The 22,801-nt window shown below is 71.5% G+C and carries 22 protein-coding genes; 5 read left to right on the forward strand and 17 right to left on the reverse strand.

Annotated features, from left to right (window positions below; all coding sequences use genetic code 11):
* Positions 1-147: 147 nt before the first annotated feature.
* Together ADL25_RS06560 and ADL25_RS06565 are read right to left on the reverse strand one after the other, a co-directional pair.
* Entirely contained in the window at positions 148-1,734 is a 1,587-nt protein-coding gene (locus ADL25_RS06560; RefSeq protein WP_059126681.1) for an alkaline phosphatase D family protein, read from the reverse strand.
* A 284-nt stretch (positions 1,735-2,018) separates the two neighbouring features.
* Entirely contained in the window at positions 2,019-2,849 is an 831-nt protein-coding gene (locus tag ADL25_RS06565; protein WP_059126682.1) for an alpha/beta fold hydrolase, read from the reverse strand.
* Between the two features lie 181 nt (positions 2,850-3,030).
* Between ADL25_RS06565 and ADL25_RS06570 the strand changes: the two genes are divergently transcribed.
* Together ADL25_RS06570 and ADL25_RS06575 are read left to right on the forward strand one after the other, a co-directional pair.
* Positions 3,031-3,915: an RNA polymerase sigma-70 factor gene (locus ADL25_RS06570; RefSeq protein ID WP_059126683.1), complete on the forward strand. Its 885-nt coding sequence runs from the start codon at positions 3,031-3,033 to the stop codon at positions 3,913-3,915.
* A 256-nt stretch (positions 3,916-4,171) separates the two neighbouring features.
* On the forward strand, positions 4,172-4,933 hold the full coding sequence (locus ADL25_RS06575) for a GntR family transcriptional regulator (RefSeq protein ID WP_059126684.1): 762 nt from the start codon (positions 4,172-4,174) through the stop codon (positions 4,931-4,933).
* 132 nt (positions 4,934-5,065) lie between these two features.
* Here ADL25_RS06575 and ADL25_RS06580 read toward each other — a convergent pair whose 3' ends face one another.
* Positions 5,066-6,223, reverse strand: a complete 1,158-nt coding sequence (locus ADL25_RS06580; protein ID WP_079050216.1) for an ROK family transcriptional regulator — start codon at positions 6,221-6,223, stop codon at positions 5,066-5,068.
* 494 nt (positions 6,224-6,717) lie between these two features.
* Between ADL25_RS06580 and ADL25_RS06585 the strand changes: the two genes are divergently transcribed.
* Positions 6,718-7,161, forward strand: coding sequence for a hypothetical protein (locus ADL25_RS06585; RefSeq protein WP_059126686.1), 444 nt, complete (start codon positions 6,718-6,720; stop codon positions 7,159-7,161).
* Positions 7,162-7,165: 4 nt separating this feature from the next.
* On the opposite strand, the gene mug is transcribed toward ADL25_RS06585, so the two are convergent.
* The 10 genes from mug to ADL25_RS06635 all read right to left on the reverse strand — a co-directional run bounded on the left by mug (position 7,166) and on the right by ADL25_RS06635 (position 17,863).
* Complete coding sequence (mug, locus tag ADL25_RS06590) at positions 7,166-7,711, reverse strand: G/U mismatch-specific DNA glycosylase (RefSeq protein WP_079050217.1); 546 nt, start codon at positions 7,709-7,711, stop codon at positions 7,166-7,168.
* Positions 7,708-9,150, reverse strand: coding sequence for an adenylosuccinate lyase (gene purB, locus ADL25_RS06595; protein WP_059126863.1), 1,443 nt, complete (start codon positions 9,148-9,150; stop codon positions 7,708-7,710). The genes mug and purB overlap by 4 nt, the downstream gene beginning before the upstream one ends.
* 127 nt (positions 9,151-9,277) lie before the next feature.
* Positions 9,278-9,637, reverse strand: a complete 360-nt coding sequence (locus ADL25_RS06600; RefSeq protein ID WP_059126688.1) for a DUF4326 domain-containing protein — start codon at positions 9,635-9,637, stop codon at positions 9,278-9,280.
* Positions 9,638-9,665: 28 nt separating this feature from the next.
* Positions 9,666-10,448, reverse strand: a complete 783-nt coding sequence (locus tag ADL25_RS06605; protein WP_059126689.1) for an SGNH/GDSL hydrolase family protein — start codon at positions 10,446-10,448, stop codon at positions 9,666-9,668.
* A 93-nt stretch (positions 10,449-10,541) separates the two neighbouring features.
* Positions 10,542-11,573 (reverse strand): hemolysin family protein, encoded by a 1,032-nt coding sequence (locus ADL25_RS06610; RefSeq protein ID WP_059126690.1) that lies wholly within the window; start codon positions 11,571-11,573, stop codon positions 10,542-10,544.
* Positions 11,570-12,895, reverse strand: a complete 1,326-nt coding sequence (locus ADL25_RS06615) for a hemolysin family protein (RefSeq protein ID WP_059126691.1) — start codon at positions 12,893-12,895, stop codon at positions 11,570-11,572. The genes ADL25_RS06610 and ADL25_RS06615 overlap by 4 nt, the downstream gene beginning before the upstream one ends.
* A 165-nt stretch (positions 12,896-13,060) precedes the next feature.
* Positions 13,061-13,486 (reverse strand): GNAT family N-acetyltransferase, encoded by a 426-nt coding sequence (locus ADL25_RS06620; protein ID WP_059126692.1) that lies wholly within the window; start codon positions 13,484-13,486, stop codon positions 13,061-13,063.
* A 57-nt stretch (positions 13,487-13,543) separates the two neighbouring features.
* Positions 13,544-14,434, reverse strand: coding sequence for an LLM class F420-dependent oxidoreductase (locus tag ADL25_RS06625; protein WP_059126693.1), 891 nt, complete (start codon positions 14,432-14,434; stop codon positions 13,544-13,546).
* A gap of 44 nt (positions 14,435-14,478) precedes the next feature.
* Positions 14,479-17,046 carry an ABC transporter permease gene (locus ADL25_RS06630; protein WP_059126694.1) on the reverse strand — a complete coding sequence of 856 codons (2,568 nt, stop codon included), beginning with the start codon at positions 17,044-17,046 and terminating at the stop codon, positions 14,479-14,481.
* Positions 17,047-17,053: 7 nt separating this feature from the next.
* The gene (locus ADL25_RS06635) at positions 17,054-17,863 is read right to left on the reverse strand and encodes an ABC transporter ATP-binding protein (protein WP_059126864.1); all 810 of its coding nucleotides are present in this window, start codon (positions 17,861-17,863) and stop codon (positions 17,054-17,056) included.
* A gap of 214 nt (positions 17,864-18,077) precedes the next feature.
* Between ADL25_RS06635 and ADL25_RS06640 the strand changes: the two genes are divergently transcribed.
* Complete coding sequence (locus ADL25_RS06640; protein WP_059126695.1) at positions 18,078-18,332, forward strand: toxin-antitoxin system HicB family antitoxin; 255 nt, start codon at positions 18,078-18,080, stop codon at positions 18,330-18,332.
* Between the two features lie 4 nt (positions 18,333-18,336).
* Entirely contained in the window at positions 18,337-18,711 is a 375-nt protein-coding gene (locus ADL25_RS06645) for a hypothetical protein (protein WP_059126696.1), read from the forward strand.
* On the opposite strand, the gene ADL25_RS06650 is transcribed toward ADL25_RS06645, so the two are convergent.
* From ADL25_RS06650 to bioB, 4 genes are all read right to left on the reverse strand, one after another.
* Complete coding sequence (locus ADL25_RS06650; RefSeq protein ID WP_059126697.1) at positions 18,712-19,374, reverse strand: class I SAM-dependent methyltransferase; 663 nt, start codon at positions 19,372-19,374, stop codon at positions 18,712-18,714. It abuts the gene before it with no gap.
* Between the two features lie 141 nt (positions 19,375-19,515).
* Positions 19,516-20,232: a dethiobiotin synthase gene (bioD, locus tag ADL25_RS06655; RefSeq protein ID WP_059126698.1), complete on the reverse strand. Its 717-nt coding sequence runs from the start codon at positions 20,230-20,232 to the stop codon at positions 19,516-19,518.
* A 1-nt stretch (position 20,233) separates the two neighbouring features.
* A complete protein-coding gene (locus ADL25_RS06660; protein ID WP_059126699.1) occupies positions 20,234-21,514 on the reverse strand; it encodes an adenosylmethionine--8-amino-7-oxononanoate transaminase in 1,281 nt (426 codons plus the stop codon).
* Positions 21,507-22,694, reverse strand: a complete 1,188-nt coding sequence (gene bioB / locus ADL25_RS06665) for a biotin synthase BioB (protein WP_059126700.1) — start codon at positions 22,692-22,694, stop codon at positions 21,507-21,509. The genes ADL25_RS06660 and bioB overlap by 8 nt, the downstream gene beginning before the upstream one ends.
* Positions 22,695-22,801: the final 107 nt, after the last annotated feature.

Below are 22,801 nucleotides of genomic sequence, written 5' to 3' on the forward strand. Positions count from 1 at the left end.
AAGCCGCGCACCGGGGGATGACTCCGGTGCGCGGCGCGGTGACCGAGGGTACGCGAGCCGGCGGCCGAACGTGGAACCGGCAGCCGCGGTGCGGCGTCTCCGCCGCTCCGCGGCTCGCTCCCTCAAGTCGCCTTCGACAGGGGAGAGTTACTGACCCACGCGGCCCGGCTGCAACACCTGGGTGAACAGCACGGTGCCGTCCTGCTCACGCAGCCGGACGGTCAGTTCCCCGCTGCCCCCGTCGATGTCGACCTCGCCGAAGAACTGGAAGCCGCCTGCCGGGGAGACGTTCGAGTCCGTGGGTGCCTTCACGAACACCCGCTCGGGGCCGAATGTGCCGTCGAGTGCGCTCGCCGGGAAGGCACCGGCGTTGAGCGGCCCGGACACGAACTCCCAGAAGGGCTCGAAGTCGGTGAACGCGGCACGCGAGGGGTGGTAGTGCTGCGCCGAGGTGTGGTGGACGTCCGCGGTCAGCCACACCGTGCCGGTGATCCGCCGGTGCTTGATGAAGCGAAGCAGTTCGGCGATCTGCAGTTCGCGGCCGAGCGGCGCGCCCGGGTCGCCCTGCGCCACCGCCTCGATGTTCGGCAGGCCCTCCGTGGTGTCCGGCACGACGAGCCCGATGGGCATGTCCGCGGCGATCACCTTCCACACCGCGCGGGACCGGGACAGCTCCCGCTTGAGCCACTCCAACTGCTCGGTCCCGAGGATGCCCTGCGGGTCGACGGCCTGGTCGTCGGGCGAGTTGGCGTTGCGGTAGGTGCGCATGTCCAGGACGAAGACATCGAGCAGCGGACCGTGCCGCATGACCCGGTACACGCGGCCGTGGCGGTCCTGCGGCTGGAGCGTCGAGAGGGGGAAGTACTCGCTGAACGCGCGCCGGGCGCGGGCCGCGAGCACGTCGATGCTCTTCTCGGTGTAGCGGGGGTCCGCGGAGGTGATGACCTCGCCCGGGTACCAGTTGTTTCGGACCTCGTGGTCGTCCCACTGGATGATCGACGGCACCTGGGCGTTGAACCGCCTGAGGTTCTCGTCCAGCAGGTTGTAGCGGAAGTTGCCGCGGTACTCGGCCAGGGTCTCGGCCACCTTGGACTTCTCCTCGGTGGTGATGTTCCGCCAGGCGCTGCCGTCGGGCAGGGCCTGGGTGGCGGAGAGAGGGCCGTCGGCGTAGATGTTGTCGCCGCTGCACAGGAAGAAGTCGGGTTCGAGCTTCGCCATCGCCTTGTAGATGGTGTAGCCGCCGAGGTCGGGGTTGATGCCCCAGCCCTGGCCCGCCAGGTCGCCCGACCACAGGAAGCGCACTCCTTGGCGGCGCCCGAGCGGCGTCGTGCGGAAGGTGCCCCTGACGGGTTCGCCGGTGCGGCGCGGGTCGTCCGGATCCGCCAGCAGCACGCGGTAGTGGATCTGTTCACCCGCGGGCAGCCCGTGCAGCCGTGTGGTGCCCGTGAAGTCGGTGCCGGCGCCCAGCAGCGGGCCGTGCCATCTGCGCGGATTGCGGAACGACTCGGTCGCGGCGGTCTCGACGATCATCCGGGCCGGGCGGTCGGAGCGCACCCAGACGAGACCGGAGTCCGCGGTCACGTCACCGGTCTGGACACCCCATCCTGCCTTCGGGCGTCCCGACAGGGCGAACGCCGGTGCCGCGCCGAGCGCGGCGGGCAGGGTCAGGGCCGCCGAGGCGGCCAGGGAGCCGCGCAGCACGCTGCGGCGACCGGGCGTGGGACGGTGTGACATGAAGCGCCTCCAGGTTCGGTTCCGGGCGATGGGCACTGCCACAACTACTCGTGTGCCGCAGCGCACATGGAAACCGCACATGAACAACTGACCGCCGTGACACGGGGACCACAGAGTGCGTGAGGCGTCCCGAGCAGGTGAAGGACGGCGGTGCGCACGGCGCTCGTCAGGGGTCCGCACAGGTGTCCCCGAGGGCGCCCGCGGCAGCCCGAGTCGCCTTGGGAGCAGGCGTGTCGGGGGCGGCGCACCAGTCGCGCGACCGTGCGGCACGCGGACCGGTACGGTCAGCGGCTGCCGTCCAGGATGACCCGCGCCACCAGTGCCGGATCGTCGTTCATCGGCACGTGCCCGCAGCCGGGCAGTCGCACGAGCCGGGCCCTGGGGATGATCTGCTTGGCGCGGACACCCTGACGGCGCACCAGGAGACGGTCCTTGGTGCCCCACGCCACGGTGACGGGCAGACCGGGCAGGTCCTGGGTGAACCGGACGGAGGCGCCCGCCCGGAGCGTGGCGGCAAAACCCTCGGCGCCGGCCAGCGCCAGCGTCTCGGCTACCACGGCCTCGGGTGAACGGCGGCCGGGGCGGGCGTAGATGGAACTGGTGAGCACGGTGCGGCCGGCCGCCGTGCGCGACAGCCGCTCCACGACCGGCAGCGGGATCCGCTGCGCCGTGTGGCGCATGGCGAGCAGAACCGCGAACGCGTACCGCCGCTCCGCCGGGGTCCAGAACCCGGCCGGGGAGAAGGCGGTGACGGACCGTGCGAGCTTCTCGCGACCCAGTTCCAGGGCCAGCAGACCCCCCAGGGAATTGCCCGCAACGTGCGGACGGTCGACGTCGAGCGCCCGGCACAGCGAACCGAGCGCGGGCACCACGGTCGAGAGGTCGTACGCGAGTCCGTCCGGCAGGGCCGGGGACGCACCGAAGCCGGGGAGGTCGACGGCGATCACGTCGCGTTCGGTCGCCAGGATGTCCACCACCGGGTCCCAGGCCTGACGGTGATGGCCGATCCCGTGCAGCAGGAGCAAGGGTTCGCCGGATCCCACGCGTGCATAGGAGACGGTCACGGTCCGCGGGCCGTGCGGAGAGGTGACGCTGAAGGAGACCGTGGCGGGCATACTGCTGCTCCTCGTCCGATACACGCCGGAGAACGTTGACCTAGACAGCCTGTCAGCAACTGCTACCGGCGGGTAGCCCCCGATCGGGGTGAACCCCTGCCGCGCGGCGGCCCGTTGACTGTGTCGTGTCCGACAGTTGCGTCACCTGGACAGGGCGGAGCGGGTCGGATGGGATGGAGCGGTGACCACCGACGCCGCGACCGAGGTTTTCGAAGAGCATCGCCCCGTACTGATGGGTGTCGCCTATCGCATGCTCGGCCGGGTGAGTGACGCCGAGGACGTGGTCCAGGAGGCGTGGCTGCGCTGGTCCCGCGCCGACCGCGACGCCGTGCGCGCGCCGCGCGGCTACCTGGTGCGCATCACGACCCGGCTGGCGGTCGACCGGTTGCGTCAGGCCCAGGCACGCAAGGAGTCCTACGTCGGTCCCTGGCTGCCCGAGCCGTATGCCACCGACTTCGGCGACGCCGTGCCGGACACGGCGGAGCGGGCCGTACTCACCGACTCCGTCTCGCTCGCCGTCCTGGTCGTCCTGGAGTCCCTGTCACCGCTGGAGCGTGCGGTGTTCGTGCTCAGGGAGGCCTTCGGCTACCCCTTCGCGGACATCGCCGCCACCCTGGACCGCAGTGAGGCCGCGGTGCGCCAACTCGCCATCCGGGCCCGCAGGCACGTCGACGAGCGGCGGCCGCGCTACGAAGTCGACCAGGCCGAACGGCGCGATCTGACCGAGCGGTTCCTCGCCGCGTCGGTCGAGGGCGATCTGGACGGGCTGCTGCGGCTGCTGGCCCCGGACGTCCGTCTGGTCGGGGACAGCGGGGGCCGCACCAAGGCGCCGCTGCGGGTCCTGGAGAGCGCCGACAAGGTCGCCAGGTTCATGGCCGGTGTGGCCGCCAAGGGCATCGAGGACGTGTCGTTCCGATTCCCGGAGCTCAACGGTGGCACGGCCCTGCTCGTCCTTTCGGGCGGCAAGCCGGACACCGTCCTCCAGGTGGACGTCGTGGACGGGCTCATCCAGTGCATCTACATCATGCGCAACCCGGACAAGCTGGGATCCCTGTCCGTCGGCTAGCCGTGGTACGGACGGACCCGTAGCCCCGCTTCATGAACGTCTTCCGAACCGGGGTCGCGCTGTCATGTCACCGGCGGCGTCCATCGCGAACGCCGTGTGAACGCTCTGCGGTGCGGACCCTATGCGGTGCGTAAGGGATCGAGGATTGGTCTTGACCAAGGGTGGGGGCCGCCCTATGGTCGCAGAGAAGTGCAACAACCTTTAATAAACAAGGGCGCTTAAACGCCGGCGCGCCACGGCGATTGCGGAGGACAGGGTGGGGACCACGCAGCTGGAAACGGTGCCGGAGCCTAAGTACTGGCACCTCAAGACCGTACTCACCGAAGCGCTCGACTCCGAGTTCTCCGTGGGCGAGATCCTGCCCAACGAGCGGGACCTCGCGGCCCGCTTCGGAGTCGCCCGCGCCACCCTCCGCCAGGCGCTCGAACAGCTCGAACTGGAGGGCCGGCTGCAGCGCCGCCGCGGTGTGGGCACCACCGTCGCACCGCCCCGCATGGGCGTGGCCGTGGGCTCCGAGCAGCACACCTGGCCGGGTGCGGCGGACGACGCCTGGAAGCCCACCGACTGCACCCTGGCGGTCGCGCCCCCCGCCGTGGCGGACCTCCTGGAGACCGACCGTGACGAGGACGTGCACACGGTGCGCCGTTCCCGGGTCAGCCACGGGCAGCCCGTCGCGGCCGAGCTGATCTACGTCCCCGAGTCCTCGGTGCCCGACCTCTCCGCGATAGACGCACCTTCGGGCCCGGCGCGGGCGCGTGCGCTGCTCCGGGAGCTGCAGCACCTCGAGTTCGAGGGCCAGGAGCAGTCCGTGGAGCTGGGTTCGGTCAGTGCCGAGGACGCGAGGGAGCTCGACCGGCTGCCCGGTGCCCCCGTCCTCGTCGTCACCACCCGCTTCTACGCGGACGCACGCACCGCGGCGGTCTCCGTCGCCACCTACCGTGCGGACACCTGCCGCCTGACCTTCGGAGCCACCGGCGGTGTGGAGATCCACCACGACCCGGAGCGCCGCGCCTCCTGACCGCCCCGCCCGGTGCCCGTGACCCCACCACGGTCCACCGGCCCTCCCAGGGCCTGCGTACGACGTCGCGCCCCGGACCCATCGGTCCGGGGCGCGACGTCGTAAGCGCGCCGTGCGGCCACGCGGCCTGGCTCAGCGCCGTGCCGTCACGGTGCCCTCCACCGCGAACAACTGCTCCTCCACGTGGTCGAGCGCCAGCCGTAGTGCTCCGGTCGCCACGGCGGCCTCGCCCAGCTGCGAAAGGGTGACCTTCGGGGGGCGCAGGCAGTAGCGGGCCAGCTCGTTCCGCAGCGGGGCGAGCACGCCGTCCAGACCCGCCGCCCAGCCGCCGATGACGACCAGTTCGGGGTCGAGTGCCAGGACGAGCGCCGCCACGTCGTGCACGAGCCGCTGTATGAAGCGGTCCACGGCGGCGCGGGCGCGCTGGTCGCCCTCCCTGGCGAGCGCGAAGACGTCCGCGACCTGTTGCTCGTCCAGCGGATGCAGCGGCTGGTCCGTGGTCGACAGCAGTGTCTCCGGAGTCGCCTCGCGGCCCAGCAGGTGCAGCGCCCCGATCTCGCCGGCCGCCCCGCCGAAGCCGCGGTGCAGCCGGCCGCCGATGAGCGCACCGGCGCCCGGACTCAGCCCGGCCAGCACGAACACGATGTCGTCGGACTCGGTGGCCGCACCCTTCCAATGCTCCGCGACGGTCGCCGCGTTGGCGTCGTTCTCGACCAGCACCGGGCACTTGAATGAACGGCTGAGCCGATCGCCGAGCTTCAACCCGGTCCACCCGGGCAGCGCCGTGCCGAGCCGGACGGTCCCGTCGGCCTCCACGATCCCGGGACTGCCCACGCCGACCGCGCGCAGCGAGTCGCGCGCCACGCCCGCCCGGCGCAGCAGCTCGGCCACCGTGCTCCGCAGCCGCTCCAGGCGTTCGTCAGCCGGCGCCGTCTCGGAGATCTCCTTGGACAGGGTGCCGAGCTCCCGGCCGTCGAGATCGGCGAGGACCGAGGTCACCCGGTGCGCGCCCACGTCGATGCCCAGCAGATGGCCTGCCTCCGCCCGGAAGCGGAAGGTCCGCGCGGGCCGTCCCTGACGCCGGGCGGCGCCCTCCTCGGCCGCCTGTTCCACCACCAGCCCGCCCTCGATCAGACCCTCGACGACGCCCTCCACGGTCGGCCGGGAGAGCCCCGTCACCCGTGTGATCTCGGTGAGGGTCGCGCGGTCCGTGGCGCGCAGCGCATGCAGCACCACCGCCGAGTTGATCCTTCTCAGCAGAGAGGGGTCCCCGCCGGTCAGCCGCCCCAACGTCCGTCCTCCCAGCTCGTGCGCGTGTTGGGCGGATCGTACTCGGCGTCGCGCACACCCGCGAGGGCCAGGCACCAAACGAGCGGAGCGACCTTCCGGGCACGCCGCACATCACGGGCGAGCCGGGCCCGCGGCCACGGTCGTATCAGCCCGGTACGACGAAGGCGGACCCGTGGACCGAGATCACGGCCTGCGTGCGGTCGCGGGCCACCGACGGCGTTTTCACGCGCCTGCTACGGCTTCACCGGCTCCGTGCCGACAACCGGATGTGCGGCCGTCTGCGGGTCCGGCAGGCCGCGTGCCAACGGCCGCGCCTCCGCCTCCCGATCGGCCGGTGCCACGCCCGACGCACCGCCTCCGGGGCCCGCGCCTTGCCCGTGCCGCCGTACGCCGCGGCCGCCAGGACGCCCGACCCATCGGGGAGCCGAACGAACGGAACCCGCAAGGTGGCTGACTCCCCGCCAATTGTCAGTGACGACTGCTGTACTGGACGTATGACCATCGACCAGCACCTGGCCACGATCGACCTGCTGCGCGCGCGGGAGTTCCCGGCGCGGAGCGGTGCGTCGGACGTGGGCTTCGGGGGCCCGGGGTTCCACATCGCCCCGTTGGCGGTGAGCGCCGGTGTCGGTACGGGTGACGGCGCGGAGCGGGAGCGCTGGGCGGAGGACCTCGACGCCTGGAAGGAGGCCATCGCCCAGCGGCTGGACGACCGTTGGGGGGAGGGACTGCGCTGGTGGTCACTGACCGTCGGCGTCCGCAAGGCACGCGGCGAGGAGATACCGGAGCCCTGGGCGACACTCGGCGACCTCGTGGACGAGCTGTATCTGTGGCGGCCGGACGGCACCGGCCGATGGGTGGCCCTCGGCGTGGCCGAGCGCGACGGGGCGGACGAGATAAGGCTGCTGGCCGCCGTCACGGACCGGGACCCGCCCTGATCCGCTAGCGCCCAGCGGCCTCGCGCAGCCGCCCGTACTCCTGCGCCATCGTCGCTGCCGTCCAATGCGCGTTGAGGCCACTGGGGTTGGGCAGGACCCAGATCCGGCTCGACCCGATCGTGCGCTCCTGCGGACCGACGACGGCCCTGCGGTCGTCGAAGGCCGCCCGATACGCGGTCACTCCGACGACCGCGAGCCACTGCGGACGCAGCCGCTCCACCTTCGCGCCGAGGACGCGCCCGCCCTCGCGGAACTCCTCGGCGTCCAGCTCGTCCGCCCGTGCGGTCGCCCGCGCCACCACATTGGTGATGCCGAGCCCGTACGTCAGCAACTCCGCCTGTTCCGACGGCTTGAACAGCCGCGGGGTGAAACCGGACAGGTGCAGTACGGGCCAGAAGCGGTTGCCGGGGCGGGCGAAGTGATGGCCCGTCGCCGCCGTCATGAGACCGGGGTTGATGCCGCAGAACAGAACGGCGAGGCCGTCCGCGACCACGTCCGGTACCAGCCGGTCGCGGGCGGCCTCCAGTTCCGCCGGGGTGAACCGGGTCAGAGGATCGCCCCCGGGGTGTAACCGGCGGCCTCCGGGTGCTGCTTCACGATCTCGTCGACACGGCCGACGAGCGCACCGACCTGGTCGGCCGCGGCGCCCGTGAAGGACAGCTTGTCGGCCATGAGCGCGTCCAACGCGTCGCGGTCGAGCGGGATGCGCTTGTCGGCGGCCAGCCTGTCCAGCAGTTCGTTGCGCTCGGCGCCCTGCTCCCGCATGGCCAGGGCGCAGGCGACGGCGTTCTCCTTGATGGCCTCGTGCGCGACCTCCCGGCCGACGCCAGCGCGTACCGAGGCCATCAGCACCTTGGTCGTGGCGAGGAACGGCAGATAGCGGTCCAGCTCACGTGCGACGACCGCGGGGAAGGCACCGAACTCGTCGAGCACCGTCAAGAACGTCTCGAGCAGTCCGTCCAGCGCGAAGAACGCGTCGGGCAGCGCCACGCGGCGCACCACCGAGCAGGAGACGTCGCCCTCGTTCCACTGGTCGCCCGCCAGCTCACCGGTCATCGACGCGTAGCCGCGCAGGACGACCATCAGGCCGTTGACACGCTCGCAGGAGCGGGTGTTCATCTTGTGCGGCATCGCGGAGGAGCCGACCTGCCCCGGCTTGAAGCCCTCGGTGACCAGCTCGTGCCCGGCCATCAGCCGGATCGTCTTCGCCAGCGACGACGGGGCCGCCGCCAGCTGGACCAGCGCGGTGACAACCTCGTAGTCCAGCGAGCGCGGGTAGACCTGCCCGACCGAGGTGAAGGCCTGCGAGAAGCCCAGGTGGTGCGCGATCCGGCGCTCCAGTTCGGCGAGCTTGGCCGCGTCGCCGCCGAGCAGGTCGAGCATGTCCTGCGCGGTGCCCACGGGTCCCTTGACGCCGCGCAGCGGGTAGCGGCCGAGCAGTTCCTCGACCCGGCCGAAGGCCACCAGCAGCTCGTCCGCCGCCGTGGCGAAGCGCTTGCCGAGGGTGGTGGCCTGCGCGGCGACGTTGTGGGAGCGACCGGCCATGACCAGCTCGCCGTATTCACCCGCCAGCTTGCCGAGGCGGGCCAGTACCGCCACCGTGCGATCGCGCATCAGCTCCAGCGACAGCCTGATCTGCAGCTGCTCGACGTTCTCAGTCAGATCGCGCGAGGTCATGCCCTTGTGCACGTGCTCGTGACCGGCCAGCGCGTTGAACTCCTCGATCCGCGCCTTCACGTCGTGCCGCGTGACCCGCTCACGCTCGGCGATCGAGGCGAGGTCCACCTGGTCGAGAGCGCGCTCGTAGTCGGCGATCGCCGCGTCGGGGACCTCGATCCCCAGGTCCTTCTGGGCCCGCAGCACGGCGAGCCAGAGCTGCCGCTCCAGCTTCACCTTCTGCTCGGGGGACCAGAGCGTGGCGAGCTCGGCGGAGGCGTAGCGTCCGGCGAGGACGTTCGGGATTCGGGGCTTTGCGGGCGCAGCAGTCACGTGCACCGATTCTACTGGCGATTCGTGCAGGCCAGCGCCATAGGCCGATTCGGCGGAAACTACGAGACCCGCGTCACCGCGGACGGCTCCGCCGCCGCGGAGTCGGGTGGCGCCCGCGGGGCGGTTCCTACGACCCGTGCCCGAGGCCCCCGGTGCGGTCCGCGATCTCCACCAGGATGTCACCGTGGCACGCCTCGGGCGCGCACCAGCAGGCCAGAGTCCTGCCGCGCAGTGCGGGCACCAGCTCCAGCAGATCGGGGCGGGACTTCAGATGCTCCCGGTACTTGTCCATCACCTCGGCCCGTGTCCCGTCGCGCTTCTTCTGCGGGGTGTCGAGCTGGAACGGGTTGTACAGCGGGTGCCCGGGGAGGTTCCAGCCGCCCCTGACCATGCGTCGGCCGATGTAGACGACGTCCTCCGGGCCGTCCGCCAGAGCGGGGCCGAACTCCTGAAGGCGGCCCTTGAGGTTGATCACCGTCGTGGTCATGCACGACCCCCTTCGAAGCGTTCCGTTCCTATGCGGCGGGTCCCTCGTACGGCAGCAGGTCCGGGCGCTTGGCCGGGAGGCCGTCGCCGGACGAGCGGCCGGTCAGCCTGCGGCCTATCCAGGGCAGCAGATGCTGCCGGGTGAAGTGCACGTCCGCGGTCCGGCGGGCGAGCCAGTTCGGCGGGGCGGACGGGGGCAGCGGCGTGCGCCACTCCGCGTCCGCGCCCTCGTACCCGAGGGTCTGCCATACGGCCTCCGCCACCCGGCGGTGCCCCTCGTCCGTCAGGTGCAGCCGGTCCACGTCCCACATCCGGGGATCGGAGAGCGATGCCGCCCCGTACAGGTCGACCACGACGGCACCGTGCCGTTCCGCGAGCTCGTCCACGCAGGCGAACAGCTCCTCCATGCGGGGCCGGAAGCGCTCGAGGACCGGGCCCTGCCGGCCGGGGCTGCGCATCAGGACCAGCTGCTTGCACGACGGGGCCAGCCGCTCCACGGCCTCGGTGAGCAGACCTCGGACCCGGCCCATGTCGCACCTGGGCCGCAGCGTGTCGTTCAGCCCGCCGACCAGGGTGATCACATCGGCCTGCATCGCGGCCGCCACATCCACCTGCTCGTCGACGATCTGCTTGATCAGCTTGCCGCGGACGGCGAGGTTGGCATACCGGAAACCGGGCGACCGCGCGGCCATCCGGCCCGCGAGGACATCGGCCCAGCCGCGGTAGTTGCCGTCGGGCAGCAGGTCCGACATGCCCTCGGTGAAGGAGTCGCCGACGGCGACCAGGCTGGTGTACATGGGGTTCGTCTGCATGGCGCCGTTGATGGTATCCCGCGCGCATACCCGCCGGTCGGTCGCCCCGCACCCCCCGACGGCTCAGGCCCGGCCCGTCGGGGGGAGGGGGTGTCAGCCGACCGTGCCAGGCTCCCGCGGCTGTCCGAACAGCTCCCGCAGTACGTCCTCCATCGTCACCAGCCCGGCCAGCCGGCCGTCCTCGCCGTTGACCGCCGCGAGGTGCGTGCGGTTGCGGCGCATGGCGGTGAGCACGTCGTCGAGCGGTGTGTCCTCCCGCACCCGCGGGACGGCACGGATGTCCCGCAGCCGGAACGGCTCGTCGGGCGCGGTCGCGTCCAGCGCGTCCTTGACGTGCAGATAGCCGATGATCCGCCGGTTCTCGTCCACGACGGGGAAGCGTGAGAACCCGGACTCGGCGGAGAGCCGCTCCAGCTGATCCGGGGTGACGCCCACATGCGTGTAGACGACGCGTTCCAGCGGGACGACCACGTCCCGCACGGGCCGGCGGCCCAGTTCCAGGGCGTCGTGCAGTCGCTCCTGGGCGCGGTCGTCGATGAGCCCGGCGGCTGTGGAGGCCTTGACCAGCCGTGCCAGCTCGTCGTCCGAGAAGGTGGCGGTGACCTCGTCCTTGGTCTCCACGCGCAGCAGTGTGAGCAGGGTGTTCGCGAAGGTGTTCACGGTGAAGATCACCGGGCGCAGGGCCCGGGACAGTGCCACGAGCGGCGGGCCCAGCAGCAGCGCAAGGCGCACCGGCTCAGCGAGCGCGATGTTCTTCGGCACCATCTCGCCGAAGAGCATGTGCAGATAGGTCGCCAGGGTCAGCGCGATCACGAACGACACCACACGGCCCGCTCCCGGTGGGATGCCCACCGCGTGGAAGACGGGTTCCAGCAGGTGCTCGATCGCGGGTTCGGCGACCACACCGAGGACCAGGGTGCACAGGGTGATGCCGAGCTGCGCGGCCGCCAGGAGCACCGACACATGCTCCAGGCCCCACAGCACACTGCGGGCGCGCCGGTCGCCGGCCTCGACATGGGGCTCGATCTGGCTGCGGCGCACGGAGATCAGCGCGAACTCGGCGCCCACGAAGAACGCGTTCGCGACGAGGGTCAGCAGACCGATCAGCAACTGGACGACGGTCACGGCTCCCCCTCCCGCTCCACGACCGGTGCGTGCATGAGCACGCGCGCGGCCCGGCGCCCGGAGGCGTCCACCACGTCCAGGCGCCAGCCGGAGACGTCCACATGGTCGTCCTTTGCGGGTATGCGGCCGAGCTCCGCGGCGACGAGTCCGGCGAGGGTCTCGTACGGGCCTTCGGGCACCCGCAGCCCCACACGGGCGAGCTGGTCGGTGCGGGCCGAACCGTCGGCCAGGTACAGCGTGCGGCCGGTGTCGTCTGTGCCGGCCGGGGCAAGGTCGGGCGCCTCCTGGGGGTCGTGCTCGTCGTGGACCTCGCCGACGACCTCCTCGACGATGTCCTCCAGCGTGACGACCCCGGCGGTGCCGCCGTACTCGTCGATGACGACGGCCATGGTGTTCTTTCCGGAGAGCCGGTCGAGCAACCTGTCGACGGTGAGGGACTCCGGGACGAAGAGCGGTTCCCGCATCACCCGGGCGACCGAGCAGTGCTGCCGCTTCTCGGCGGGTACGGCCACGACGTCCCTGATGTGTGCGATGCCGACGACCGAGTCGAGGTTCCCGCGGTAGACGGGGAAGCGCGACAGACCGCTCGCGCGGGTCGCGTTCGCCACGTCCTCGCACCTCGCCTGCGCCTCGAGGGCCATGACCTGGACGCGTGGCGTCATCACGTTCTCGGCGGTGAGGTCGGCGAGGTTGAGGGTGCGGACGAACAGCTCGGCGGTGTCCGCCTCGAGCGCGCCCTCCTTGGCGGAGTGTCGCGCGAGCGCCACCAGTTCCTGGGGGCCGCGCGCGGAGGCGAGCTCCTCGGCAGGCTCGAGGCCGAAGCGGCGTACGACGTGGTTCGCGGTGTTGTTGAGATGGGTGATGAAGGGGCGGAAGGCGGCGCTGAACCAGCGCTGGGGCGTACCGACGCGCCGGGCCACGGCCAGCGGCGAGGAGATCGCCCAGTTCTTGGGCACCAGCTCGCCGACCACCATCAGGAACACGGTCGACAGGCCCGTGCCGATCACGAGGGCGAAGGACGTGGCCGCGGAGCGCGACAGTCCGAGGGCTCCGAGCGGGCCGGCGAGCAGCTTGGCGATCGACGGTTCCGCGAGCATGCCGACCACGAGGTTGGTGACCGTGATTCCGAGCTGGGCGCCGGAGAGCTGGAACGTCAGGCTCCGCACGGCCTTGAGGGCACCGGTGGCGCCACGCTCGCCGCGCCTGACCGCATGCTCCAGGGCGCTGCGTTCGACCGTGGTGAGCGAGAACTCCGCCGCGACGAACCCACCGCAGGCGAGTGAGAGCAGTACCGCCACCAGCAGGAGGAGCACTTCGGTCATCGGGTCACCTCCGTCCCATGATCGGCCAGGGACGCGGAGACCGCGCGAGGTCGGATACTGGGAGGCTCGCCCATCGGCGGACGCTCACACCTTTCCATGCTGGGACGAGTTGACCCGTCCGGGGGAGGGCTCGACGCATCCATGGTAAAGGATCGGCAAAGTCATTCAGTCCGTGAGGGGCTTCACCCAGCGACGCCAGTGTTCCTCGGGCGAGTACCCCGCCGACCGCCATGCCTGATGGGCGGTGGTGTTGCGCTGCAGGACCATCGCGTCGCCCCGGCGCCCGCCGAGCCGGACGAACCGTTCCTCCGCGGCGGCCAGCAGTGCGGAGGCGATGCCCGAGCGTCGCCGCTCGGGATGCACGGCGAGCCGGTACAGATGGCAGCGCCAGCCGTCGAAGCCCGCGATCACGGTGCCGACCAGTGCGCCGGCGTGCTCGGCCAGGAGCAGCGCCTCGGGATCGCGGGCGACAAGGCCCTCCACGCCGTGCCGGTCGTCGCTGATGCTCGTGCCCTCCGCGGCCGTCTTCCAGAAGGCGAGCACGGCGTCCAGGTCCTCGGGGCGCGCGGGGCGTATCCGCAGATCGGTCATGCGGAGATCCCATCACGGAGGGATCCGGCGGACGCGATATTTCCGGCATGCGGACGGCTACTTTCCGCGCAGGGACTCGATCACCGGCGCGAACGCCTCCATGCAGGGCTCCAGAACCGTGAAATACGAGAACCCGAAGCGTTCGCGCTGGGCCCGCACCCGCTCGACGATCTCCTCCAGGGGGCCGGCCAGGACGACGGGCAGCGCCAGAGCCCCCTCGAGGGTCAGGTCGGGGTTGCGCTCCAGCAGCGGACGGACCGTGCCCGCGGGGTCGTCGGTGACGGCCACCAGCTGGATGAGCAGATTGAGTTCGGCGGGCTCCTCGCGACCGGCCGCCAGCCGCCGGTACACGGCGACGCGCGCGTCGAGCTCCTCGGCCGAGAGCGGTGCCAGGCGTCCCGTCGTGCTCGCCGCGACGGGGCGCGCCCCGGTGAACGCGGCGATGTCGGCGTGCTCCGCGGTGATCCGCAGCATCCGGTCTCCGTTGGCACCGATCAGCAGTGGCACGCGCGGCTTCTGCACCGGCCGCGGCAGATGCGTCTCCGCGCCGAGCAGTTCGTCCAGCTCGCGCACCGTCCGGTGCAGGTGATCCACACGCTCGCCGGGCGAACCGTAGGGCAGTGCGGCCTCCTCGTGCTCCGACTGCACGTAACCGGTGCCGAGGCCCAGCTCGAGGCGGCCGCCCGTCAGTGCGTCCGTCGTCGCCACCTCCCGGGCGAGCAGCGCCGGATTCCAGAACCCCGTGTTGAGCACGAACGTGCCGACCCTGGGGCGCTCGGTGGCATCCGCGGCCGCCACCAGGGCGGGGAACGGCGCCGGCAGGCCGAGATGGTCCGGGACCAGGATCACGTCGTAGCCCAGCTGCTCGGCCCGGCGGCACTTGGCGCGCCACTCACCCGCCGGTGCGGGCTCGAGCAGATTGACGCCGAAGCGGAACGGACGCGGCATGAACTCTCCTCAGCGGGACGCGACTTGAGTGCGTGCCGAGTACATCATTCGTGTGCGATCGCCGCCAGCACATTCATGCGCGACGCGCGCAGGGCGGGCAGCAGCGCCGCGACCACACCCACGACCGCCGATCCCACGACCACGGCGACGATCGTGCCCCACGGGATCTCCAGGGCCCTCATCCCCTGCAACGCGAGCACCTGCTGGGTGCACACACCCCACACGAGCCCCAGTGCCAGTCCGAGCACGGCACCGAACACGGCGATCACCACCGACTCCAGCCGGATCATCCGCCGCAGCTGCCTGCGGGATAGCCCGATCGCGCGCAGCAGTCCGATCTCGCGGGTGCGCTCGACGACCGACAGGGCAAGGGTGTTGACGACCCCGAGCACCGCGATGACGATCGCCAGGCCGAGCAGGGCGTAGACGAGGTAGAGCAGCACGGCGATCTGGTCGTGCACCAGCTTCTTGTAGTCGGCCTGGTCGCGGACCTGGACCTGGGGGTACGGGTCGAGGGTCTTCTCCAGCCGGGAGCGCAACTCGTCCTTGGGGGTGCCGGGTGCGGCATTGACGTACAGGCCCGAGTCCTGCCCGTCCGGAACGTACTTCTGGAGCGTCGCCATCCCGAGGTAGAGCCCGCCCTGGGTGCCGAAGCCGCCGGACCCGCCCTGGTCGGTGAGCGCACCGACCATGAGATCGGCGTGCCGCCCTGCCGGGAACGTGACGGGGATCGTGCTGCCGACACGGACACCGTGACTCGACGCGAACTTCCCGTCCATCGCGAGCGACCCGTCCGCGAGCGCGGCGGCGGTGTCGCCCCGGGTGTAGGTGATGTGGGCGACGTCGTCGAGCCGCGGGTCGTAGCCGGCGGCCGTCGACTCGACGAGCTTGCCGTCCGGCAGCCGCACCGCGACGGGCGTGAATCGCTGGCGCACCACGAGTCCCACGCCCTCCGTGGCGCGGACCCGTGCGGTGATCTCCTGCGGGAAGGGCTGGAAGTTGCTGTTCTGCACCACGAAGTCGGCGCCCAGCGTCTTGTCGATCTGCTGGTCGAACGACGTGGACATGGATGCGCTGGCCACCGACATCCCGCCCACCAGCGCGAGTCCCACCATCAGTGCCGACGCGGTGGCGCCGGTGCGCCGCGGGTTGCGCAGGGCGTTGCGCTGGCTCATCCGCCCGACCGAACCGAACAGGGCCGGGAAGGCGCCGCCCAGCACACGGATCACCGGTCGCACGAGCAGCGGTCCCGCGATGACGGTCGCGACGAGGGTGAGGACCACCCCCAGTCCAAGCAGGGAGGCCGCGGGCGCGGTCTTCGTCGCCCGGGCGCACCCCGCCAGCGCGGCCACACCGAGCGCGCCGACGATCGCTCCCGCCACCGCGCGCAGTTTGAGCGGCCGACCGACACCGGCGACCTCGGCGTCGGCGAGGGCCGCCATGGGGGACACGCCCGCCGCGCGCCGCGCGGGGAGGTAGGCGGCCACGAAGGTCACCCCGACCCCGACCACATATGCGGCGACCGGGGTCGTCCAGCCGATCACCATCTCGGTGGACTTCAGATTCATGCCGAAGGCGCTCATCAGCCGGATCAGCGCGGCGGCGAGCCCGATGCCCGCGGCCAGCCCCAGCGTCGAGCCGACCACGCCGAGCAGCAGCGCCTCCGTGAGCACCGACCGGCGCACCTGCCGCCGGTCGGCACCCAGGGCGCGCAGCAGTCCCAGTTCGCGGGTGCGCTGGGCGATGAGCATGGAGAACGTGTTGACGATGAGGAACACGCCCACGAGCACCGCGATGCCGGCGAACCCCAGCATCACGTACTTGATCACGTCCAGGAACGCGCCGAGTTGGTCGGTGTCGGACTTGGCCTGTTCGCTCGCGGTCTTCAGGTCGTAGGCGGGGGAGCCGAGTCGGGTCGCGATCCGCTGCTTGAGCCGGGCGTCGCCGACGCCGGGCGCCGCGTCGACCGCGATGCTCGTGGCCGCATCGGGACTGCCCAGCAGCCTGGTCTGGGCGGTCGGGGTGTCAAGGAAGACCAGGGCGGCGCCGGGGTTGGTGGTCGTGAAGGTGGCGATGCCGACGACCCGCACCCTGAACGAGCCGGGCCGGGCCAGGATCGTGAGCGTGTCGCCGATCGCCACGTGCTTGTGCCGGGCGGTGTCGGCGTCCAGGAGTGCCTCGCCGGGGCCCTGCGGCGCATGTCCGGAGGTGAGTTCGACCGGGCTGCGCTCGGTGACGTACCAGTCCTTGGCGATGGTGGGGGCGCCGGTCGTGGGTCCCACCGGGTCGTTCCTGCTGTCGACGACCGTGAGGTTGGTGACCGAGGCGTCCACATGGGCGGCGGCGACGCCGTCGACCCCGGCGATCCGCGCGGCGAGCGAGGCGGGAAGCGTCGGCGTCACCCCGGACGGGATCTGCGAGGTCAGATCCTCCTTGGGACTCACCGTCACGTCGGCCGCCGTGGAGGCGAACAACCGGTCGAAGGTCCGGGTGACCGTGTCCGAGAAGATCAGGCTGCCGGCGACGAACGCCACGGACAGGACGATGGCGAGCGCCGAGAGCGCGAGCCGTCCCTTGTGCGCGAGGAAGCTGCGCAGAGTCGCCTTGAGCACGGCGGACTCAGTCCCCGGGGCCGGACGCGTCGCCGAAGGCCGCCCGGATCGTGTCGAACCGCTTCATCCGTTCGAGCACCGCCTCCGCCGTGGGCCGCTCCATCTCGTCCACGATCCGCCCGTCCGCCAGGAAGAGCACGAGGTCGGAGTGGGCGGCCGCACCGGGGTCGTGCGTGACCATGACGACGGTCTGCCCCAGTGCGTCCACCGCCTCCCGAAGAAAGCCGAGCACCTCCAGCCCGGCTCGGGAGTCGAGGTTGCCCGTCGGCTCGTCCGCGAAGATCAGTTCGGGGCGTGAGGCGAGTGCCCTTGCGCAGGCGACACGCTGCTGCTGCCCGCCCGACAGCTGTGCCGGGCGGTGTTTCAGTCGGTCCCGCAGCCCCAGTGTGTCGATCACCTGGTCCAGCCACTTCGCGTCGGGCTTCTGACCCGCGATGTCCATGGGGAGCGTGATGTTCTCGGCCGCGTTCAGGGTCGGGATCAGATTGAACGACTGGAACATGAATCCGATCCGGTCCCGGCGCAGCCGTGTCAGCTCGCGGTCCTTGAGCCCGGTGATCTCGGTGTCGCCCAGCCACACCTGTCCGGCCGAGACGGTGTCGAGCCCGGCCAGGCAGTGCATCAGCGTGGACTTCCCCGATCCCGAGGGCCCCATGACGGCGGTGAAGCGGCCGCGTGCGATGTCCACGTCGACCGCGTCGAGGGCGAGCACCGTCGTCTCGCCCGAACCGTACGCCTTCGTCAGGCCCCGGGCGCGAGCGGCGGTGCCGTCCGCCTCCGAGCGGCCCCGGGCGTGCTCGGCAGCAGCAGTGGACAAGACCGCCTCCTCGTTGGTGGACGTCCCCACGTTCCGGTCTCCCTATCCGCAGAGCGTAGTGTGATGCGGCGCACACCCGGTATCCCCCCGAAGTCCAGACGCCTCTCCACCGAAGGTCGTGCCCCTGAGGCCGGTGTAAGGGACACCTTCCACCCTGCGGTGGAGACCCGCCGCCCCCTTGCCGGTGCTAGCACAGTCGCGCTAGCGTCGAGGTATGGCGAAGACCCAGCTGAACGTGCGGGTGGACGAGGACACCGCCCGAGCCGCCCGTGAGCGTGCCCTGGAGCGCGGCATGAGCGTCAACCGGTACATAGAAGAGCTGGTCCGGCAGGACACCGGAGAAGCCGGTCATACGTTCGTCGAGGCCGCCGCCGACTTCATGAAGCAGTACGAGTCGGTCTTCGCGGAGGAGTTCGGCGCCGCGCAGGGCGAGAGTTCGGGCGCGCACCGGAGCGAAGGTCGTCACTGAACCGTTGAACGACCTCTCCATCGACCTCGCCTGGCTGCTGATGGTCGCAGAACAGAAGACACCCGGCGACCCGCAGGTCACCGACTGGGGCGCGCTGGTCGCCGCGGTGAGCCGGCACGACGCGGAGATATTCGGCGTCCCGGTCTACGACAGCCCCTACGCGCGTGCCGCCGCCCTCCTCCAACTCCTGCTGCATGTCCCGGCGCTGGAGCGGTCCAACGCACTGTTCGCCTCCGCCGTCGCCTATGGCTATCTGGCGGCCAGCGGCGTCAAGGTCGTCACCTCTGCGGAACAGGTGCGCGACCTCGCCCGGCTGGTCAAGGGCGGTGAGGCGTCGGTGCACGACATCGCGCGGGAACTGCGCCAGTGGAGCCTTTGACTACTCCTCGGCGCCGGGCCGCCGTGCCGTGCCCAGGACGCAGTACGAGGAAGGCAGCCGGAGCCCCTTCTCCGGAACCAGCACCCAGCGGTAGGGGCCCGGTTCGAAGCCGGCCGACCTGATCGCGGCGATCGGGTCCCGGCCGACGTGGCAGTTGCCGAAGAGCCGCGGCCACACGGTGCGGTCCAGCGTCCGCTGGACCACCGTCATCATGCGCCCGCCGCCCCGGCCGTGTTCGAAGAACCGCAGCTCCCCACCCGGACGAAGCACCCGTCGTATCTCGGTCAGCGCACGCGCGAGGTCCCGCACGCTGCACAGCACCAGCGAGGCGACGGCGGCGTCGAAGGCCTCGCTCTTGACCGGCAGGGCTTCCGCGGCGCCGGGCACCACGTCCACCGGCACGTCGGCGCGCAGGGCGGCGGTGGTCGCCAACTGCCTCAGCGCACGCTCCGGTTCGATGGCGACCACCTCGGCCACGGTGCGCGGGTAGTGCGCGAAGTTCAGACCGTTGCCCGCGCCGATCTCGATCACCCGCCCCGACAGACCGGCGAGGAGTTCGTCCCGGTGCGGGCCGACGGTGCGTTCGGCGGCCACGCTGCAGCGGGCGTAGAAGCGTGCGAACAGCGGGTGGTGAACGATGTCCTGGGCTGGGCGAGGCGGCATGACGGGCCTCCCGGAGGGCGGGCGATACCGGGATTCTCCCCCGGACACACGGGGCACACGCCCGCCCGTTCCAGCGGCGAAGGGCGAACCGGTGCCGCATCGCGCCCGCCACCTGGTGGCGCGACATGAACGCCGGCCCCGCTATGACGCGAACTCCGAGGTGAACGCGCCCGCGTCCCATGTCCCGCCCAGCCGAGGTGCCAGCCACCCCGGTGCCTCGGCGCGGAAACCGGCCGGCGGATGCGCCCCCGCTCCGGCGGGCAGCGCACCGAGCAGGGGTGACTCCGTGACCACCGGCAGGTCCGCGAGATTGCACCGTGAGGCGAGATCGGCCGCGACGGGCCAGCTGCCGATGACCACGCCCGCCAGCTCGAGGCCCCGCTGACGCAGTTCACGTGCCGTCAGCTCGGTGGAGTTCAGTGTGCCGAGGCCCGCCGCAGCGACCACGAGCACCGGTGCGGCCAGCAGCCGGGCCGCGTCCGCCAGGGTTCCGCCCTCGTCGTCGAACCGCACCAGCAGTCCGCCGGCCCCCTCGACGAGCACGAGGTCGTGTCCGGCGGCCAGTTCGGAGGCCGCCTCGGCCACGTCGTGCGGCCGCACGGCCCGCATGCCCGCCCGTCGTGCCGCGGTGGCCGGGGCCAACGGCTCCGGATAGCGCGCCAGTTCCCGGGTCGTCACGGCGCCGGCGAGCCGGGCCACCTCGTCGGCGTCTCCGCGTTCGTCGGGTCGTACCCCCGTCTGTGCGGGCTTGAGGACGGCCACCGACCGTCCCGCGGCGACGGCTGCCGCGGCCACGGCAGCCGTCGTCACGGTCTTGCCGACCTCGGTGCCGGTCCCCGTGATCACCAGAACCGACATCTCAGCCCTCCCGTGCCGCCGCGCACATCCCGCGCGCGATCCGTGCCACGTCCGCGTCCCCCGTGACATAGGGCGGCATCGTGTAGACGAGGTCGCGGAACGGGCGCAGCCAGACGCCCTCCCGCACCGCCGCCCGGGTGGCGGCCGCCATGTCCACCTCGTGGTCGAGCTGTACGACCCCGATGGCGCCGAGGATCCGCACGTCACGCACGCCCGGCACCGCCGCGGCCTCCGCGAGCCCCTCCGTGAGACCCGTCTCGATCCGTTTGACCTCCGCGTGCCAGTCCTGGCCGAGCAGCAGTTCGATCGAGGCACAGGCCACCGCGGCCGCCAACGGGTTTCCCATGAAGGTGGGCCCGTGCGCGAGCACCGGCACCTCTCCCCGGGAGATCCCGTCGGCCACCCGCGGGGTGCACAGCGTCGCCGCCAGGGTCAGGTAGCCGCCGGTCAGGGCCTTGCCCACGCACATCACGTCCGGGGTCACCGCCGCGTGGTCCGCGGCGAACAGCGCGCCCGTACGGCCGAACCCGGTGGCGATCTCGTCGAACACCAGCAGGACGTCGTGCGCGTCGCACGCCTCGCGCAGCACCCGCAGATAGGCGGGGGAGTGGAACCGCATGCCGCCGGCGCCCTGCACCACGGGCTCGACGATCACCGCGGCCAGTTCGTCGGCGTGACGGGCGATCGTGTCGCGCAACAGGTCGGCGTAGGACTCGTCGTAGGCGGCCGGCGGTGCCTCGGTGAAGACCTGCCGTGGCAGGACGCCCCGCCACAGCTCGTGCATCCCGCCCTCGGGGTCGCACACGGACATCGGGTGCCAGGTGTCGCCGTGGTAGCCGCCCCGCCAGGTCATCAACCGCTGTTTGGCGGGGCGGCCGAGCGAACGCCAGTACTGCAGGCACATCTTGACCGCGACCTCGACCGAGACGGATCCGGAGTCCGCGAGGAAGACGTGCTCGAGACCATCGGGCGACATGTCGACAAGGAGCTTCGCCAGCCGGACGGCGGGCTCATGGGTGAGCCCGCCGAACATCACATGGCTCATCCGCGTCAGCTGTTCGCGCACGGCCTCGTTCAGCACCGGGTGGCTGTAGCCGTGGATGGCCGACCACCACGACGACATGCCGTCGACCAGTTCGCCGGAGCCGTCGGCCAGACGCAGGCGCACTCCGCTCGCCGACTCCACGACGAGCGGCTCCTGCCGGCCGGGCATGGGACCGTACGGGTGCCAGACGTGCTGCCGGTCGATCGCCAGCAGCTCGTCCACGGACAGGTCAGGCATTGGGCGCGAGATCCGTTCCGGCGCCGCGGCGGCGGACGGCGACGAGATCGGTGCGGGGCTCACCGGCCTGCGGCGCGGAGTCGGAAGCACCGGCGACACCGTCCTCGTGGGCTTCGCACCCCGCGCCTTCGTGGGCTCCGCATCCGGCGCCGTGGTGGGACCCGCAGCCACCGGGCAGACGATGCTCGGGCAGCGTCAGCCGGTCCGTGCCCTCCACCTCGAACCCGGCGTCCGCGATCATCTCCAGATCGGCCCGGCCCGCCTGGCCCTCGCTGGTCAGGTAGTCGCCCAGGAAGACGGAGTTGGCCAGGTGCAGGGCGAGCGGCTGGAGTGTACGGAGATGGACCTCGCGCCCGCCCGCGATACGCACCTCCACATCGGGGCACACGAACCGCACCATCGCGAGGATCCGCAGACACCGCTGCGGGGTGAGGTTCCACTCGTTGGCGAGCGGGGTGCCCTCGAAGGGGATCAGGAAGTTCACCGGAACGGAGTCGGGGTCCAGTTCCCGCAGCGCGAAAACCACGTCGACCAGGTCCTCGTCGCTCTCGCCCATACCGGCGATCAGCCCCGAGCAGGCCGACAGGCCGGCGGAGTGCGCCTTGTTGACCGTGTCGACACGGTCGGCGTAGGTGTGGGTGGTGGTGATGTCCCCGTACGTCGCCTCGGACGTGTTGAGGTTGTGGTTGTAGGCGTCGGCGCCGGCCGAGCGCAGCCGTTCGGCCTGGCCGTCGGAGAGCAGGCCGAGGCAGGCGCACACCTCGACGCCCTCGTTCTGCTCCTTGATGGTCCTGATGGTGTCGGAGACCCGGTCCACGTCCCGGTCGGTGGGCCCGCGGCCGCTCGCCACCAGGCACACCCGTTTGGCCCCGCCCGCGACACCGGCCGCCGCGGCCCGGGAGGCCTCGTCCGGCTTGAGCCAGGTGTACTTGAGGATCCCGGCCTGCGATCCGAGCCGCTGGGAACAGTAGGAGCAGTCCTCGGGGCACAGGCCGGACTTGAGGTTGACGAGATAGTTGAGTTTCACCCGCCGGCCGAACCAGTGACGGCGCACCTTGCCGGCCGCGGCCACCACATCGAGCACGTCGTCGTCGGAAGTGGCGAGGACGGCCAGAGCCTCCTCGCGGGTCGGCGTCTCGCGCCGCAACCCCTTGTCCACCAGCGTGTTCAGCAGGTCCATGGAAGCCGATCCTGTCCTACCCGAGGGGTCCGGGCCAAGGAGACTTCGCACAACAGACTCCGTTCGACGTGTGGGTATTGCCACACCCTGGGCGGCTGGTCGTCCCG

The organism is Streptomyces sp. NRRL F-5122, assembly GCF_001507435.1.
Lineage (GTDB): Bacteria > Actinomycetota > Actinomycetes > Streptomycetales > Streptomycetaceae > Streptomyces > Streptomyces lannensis.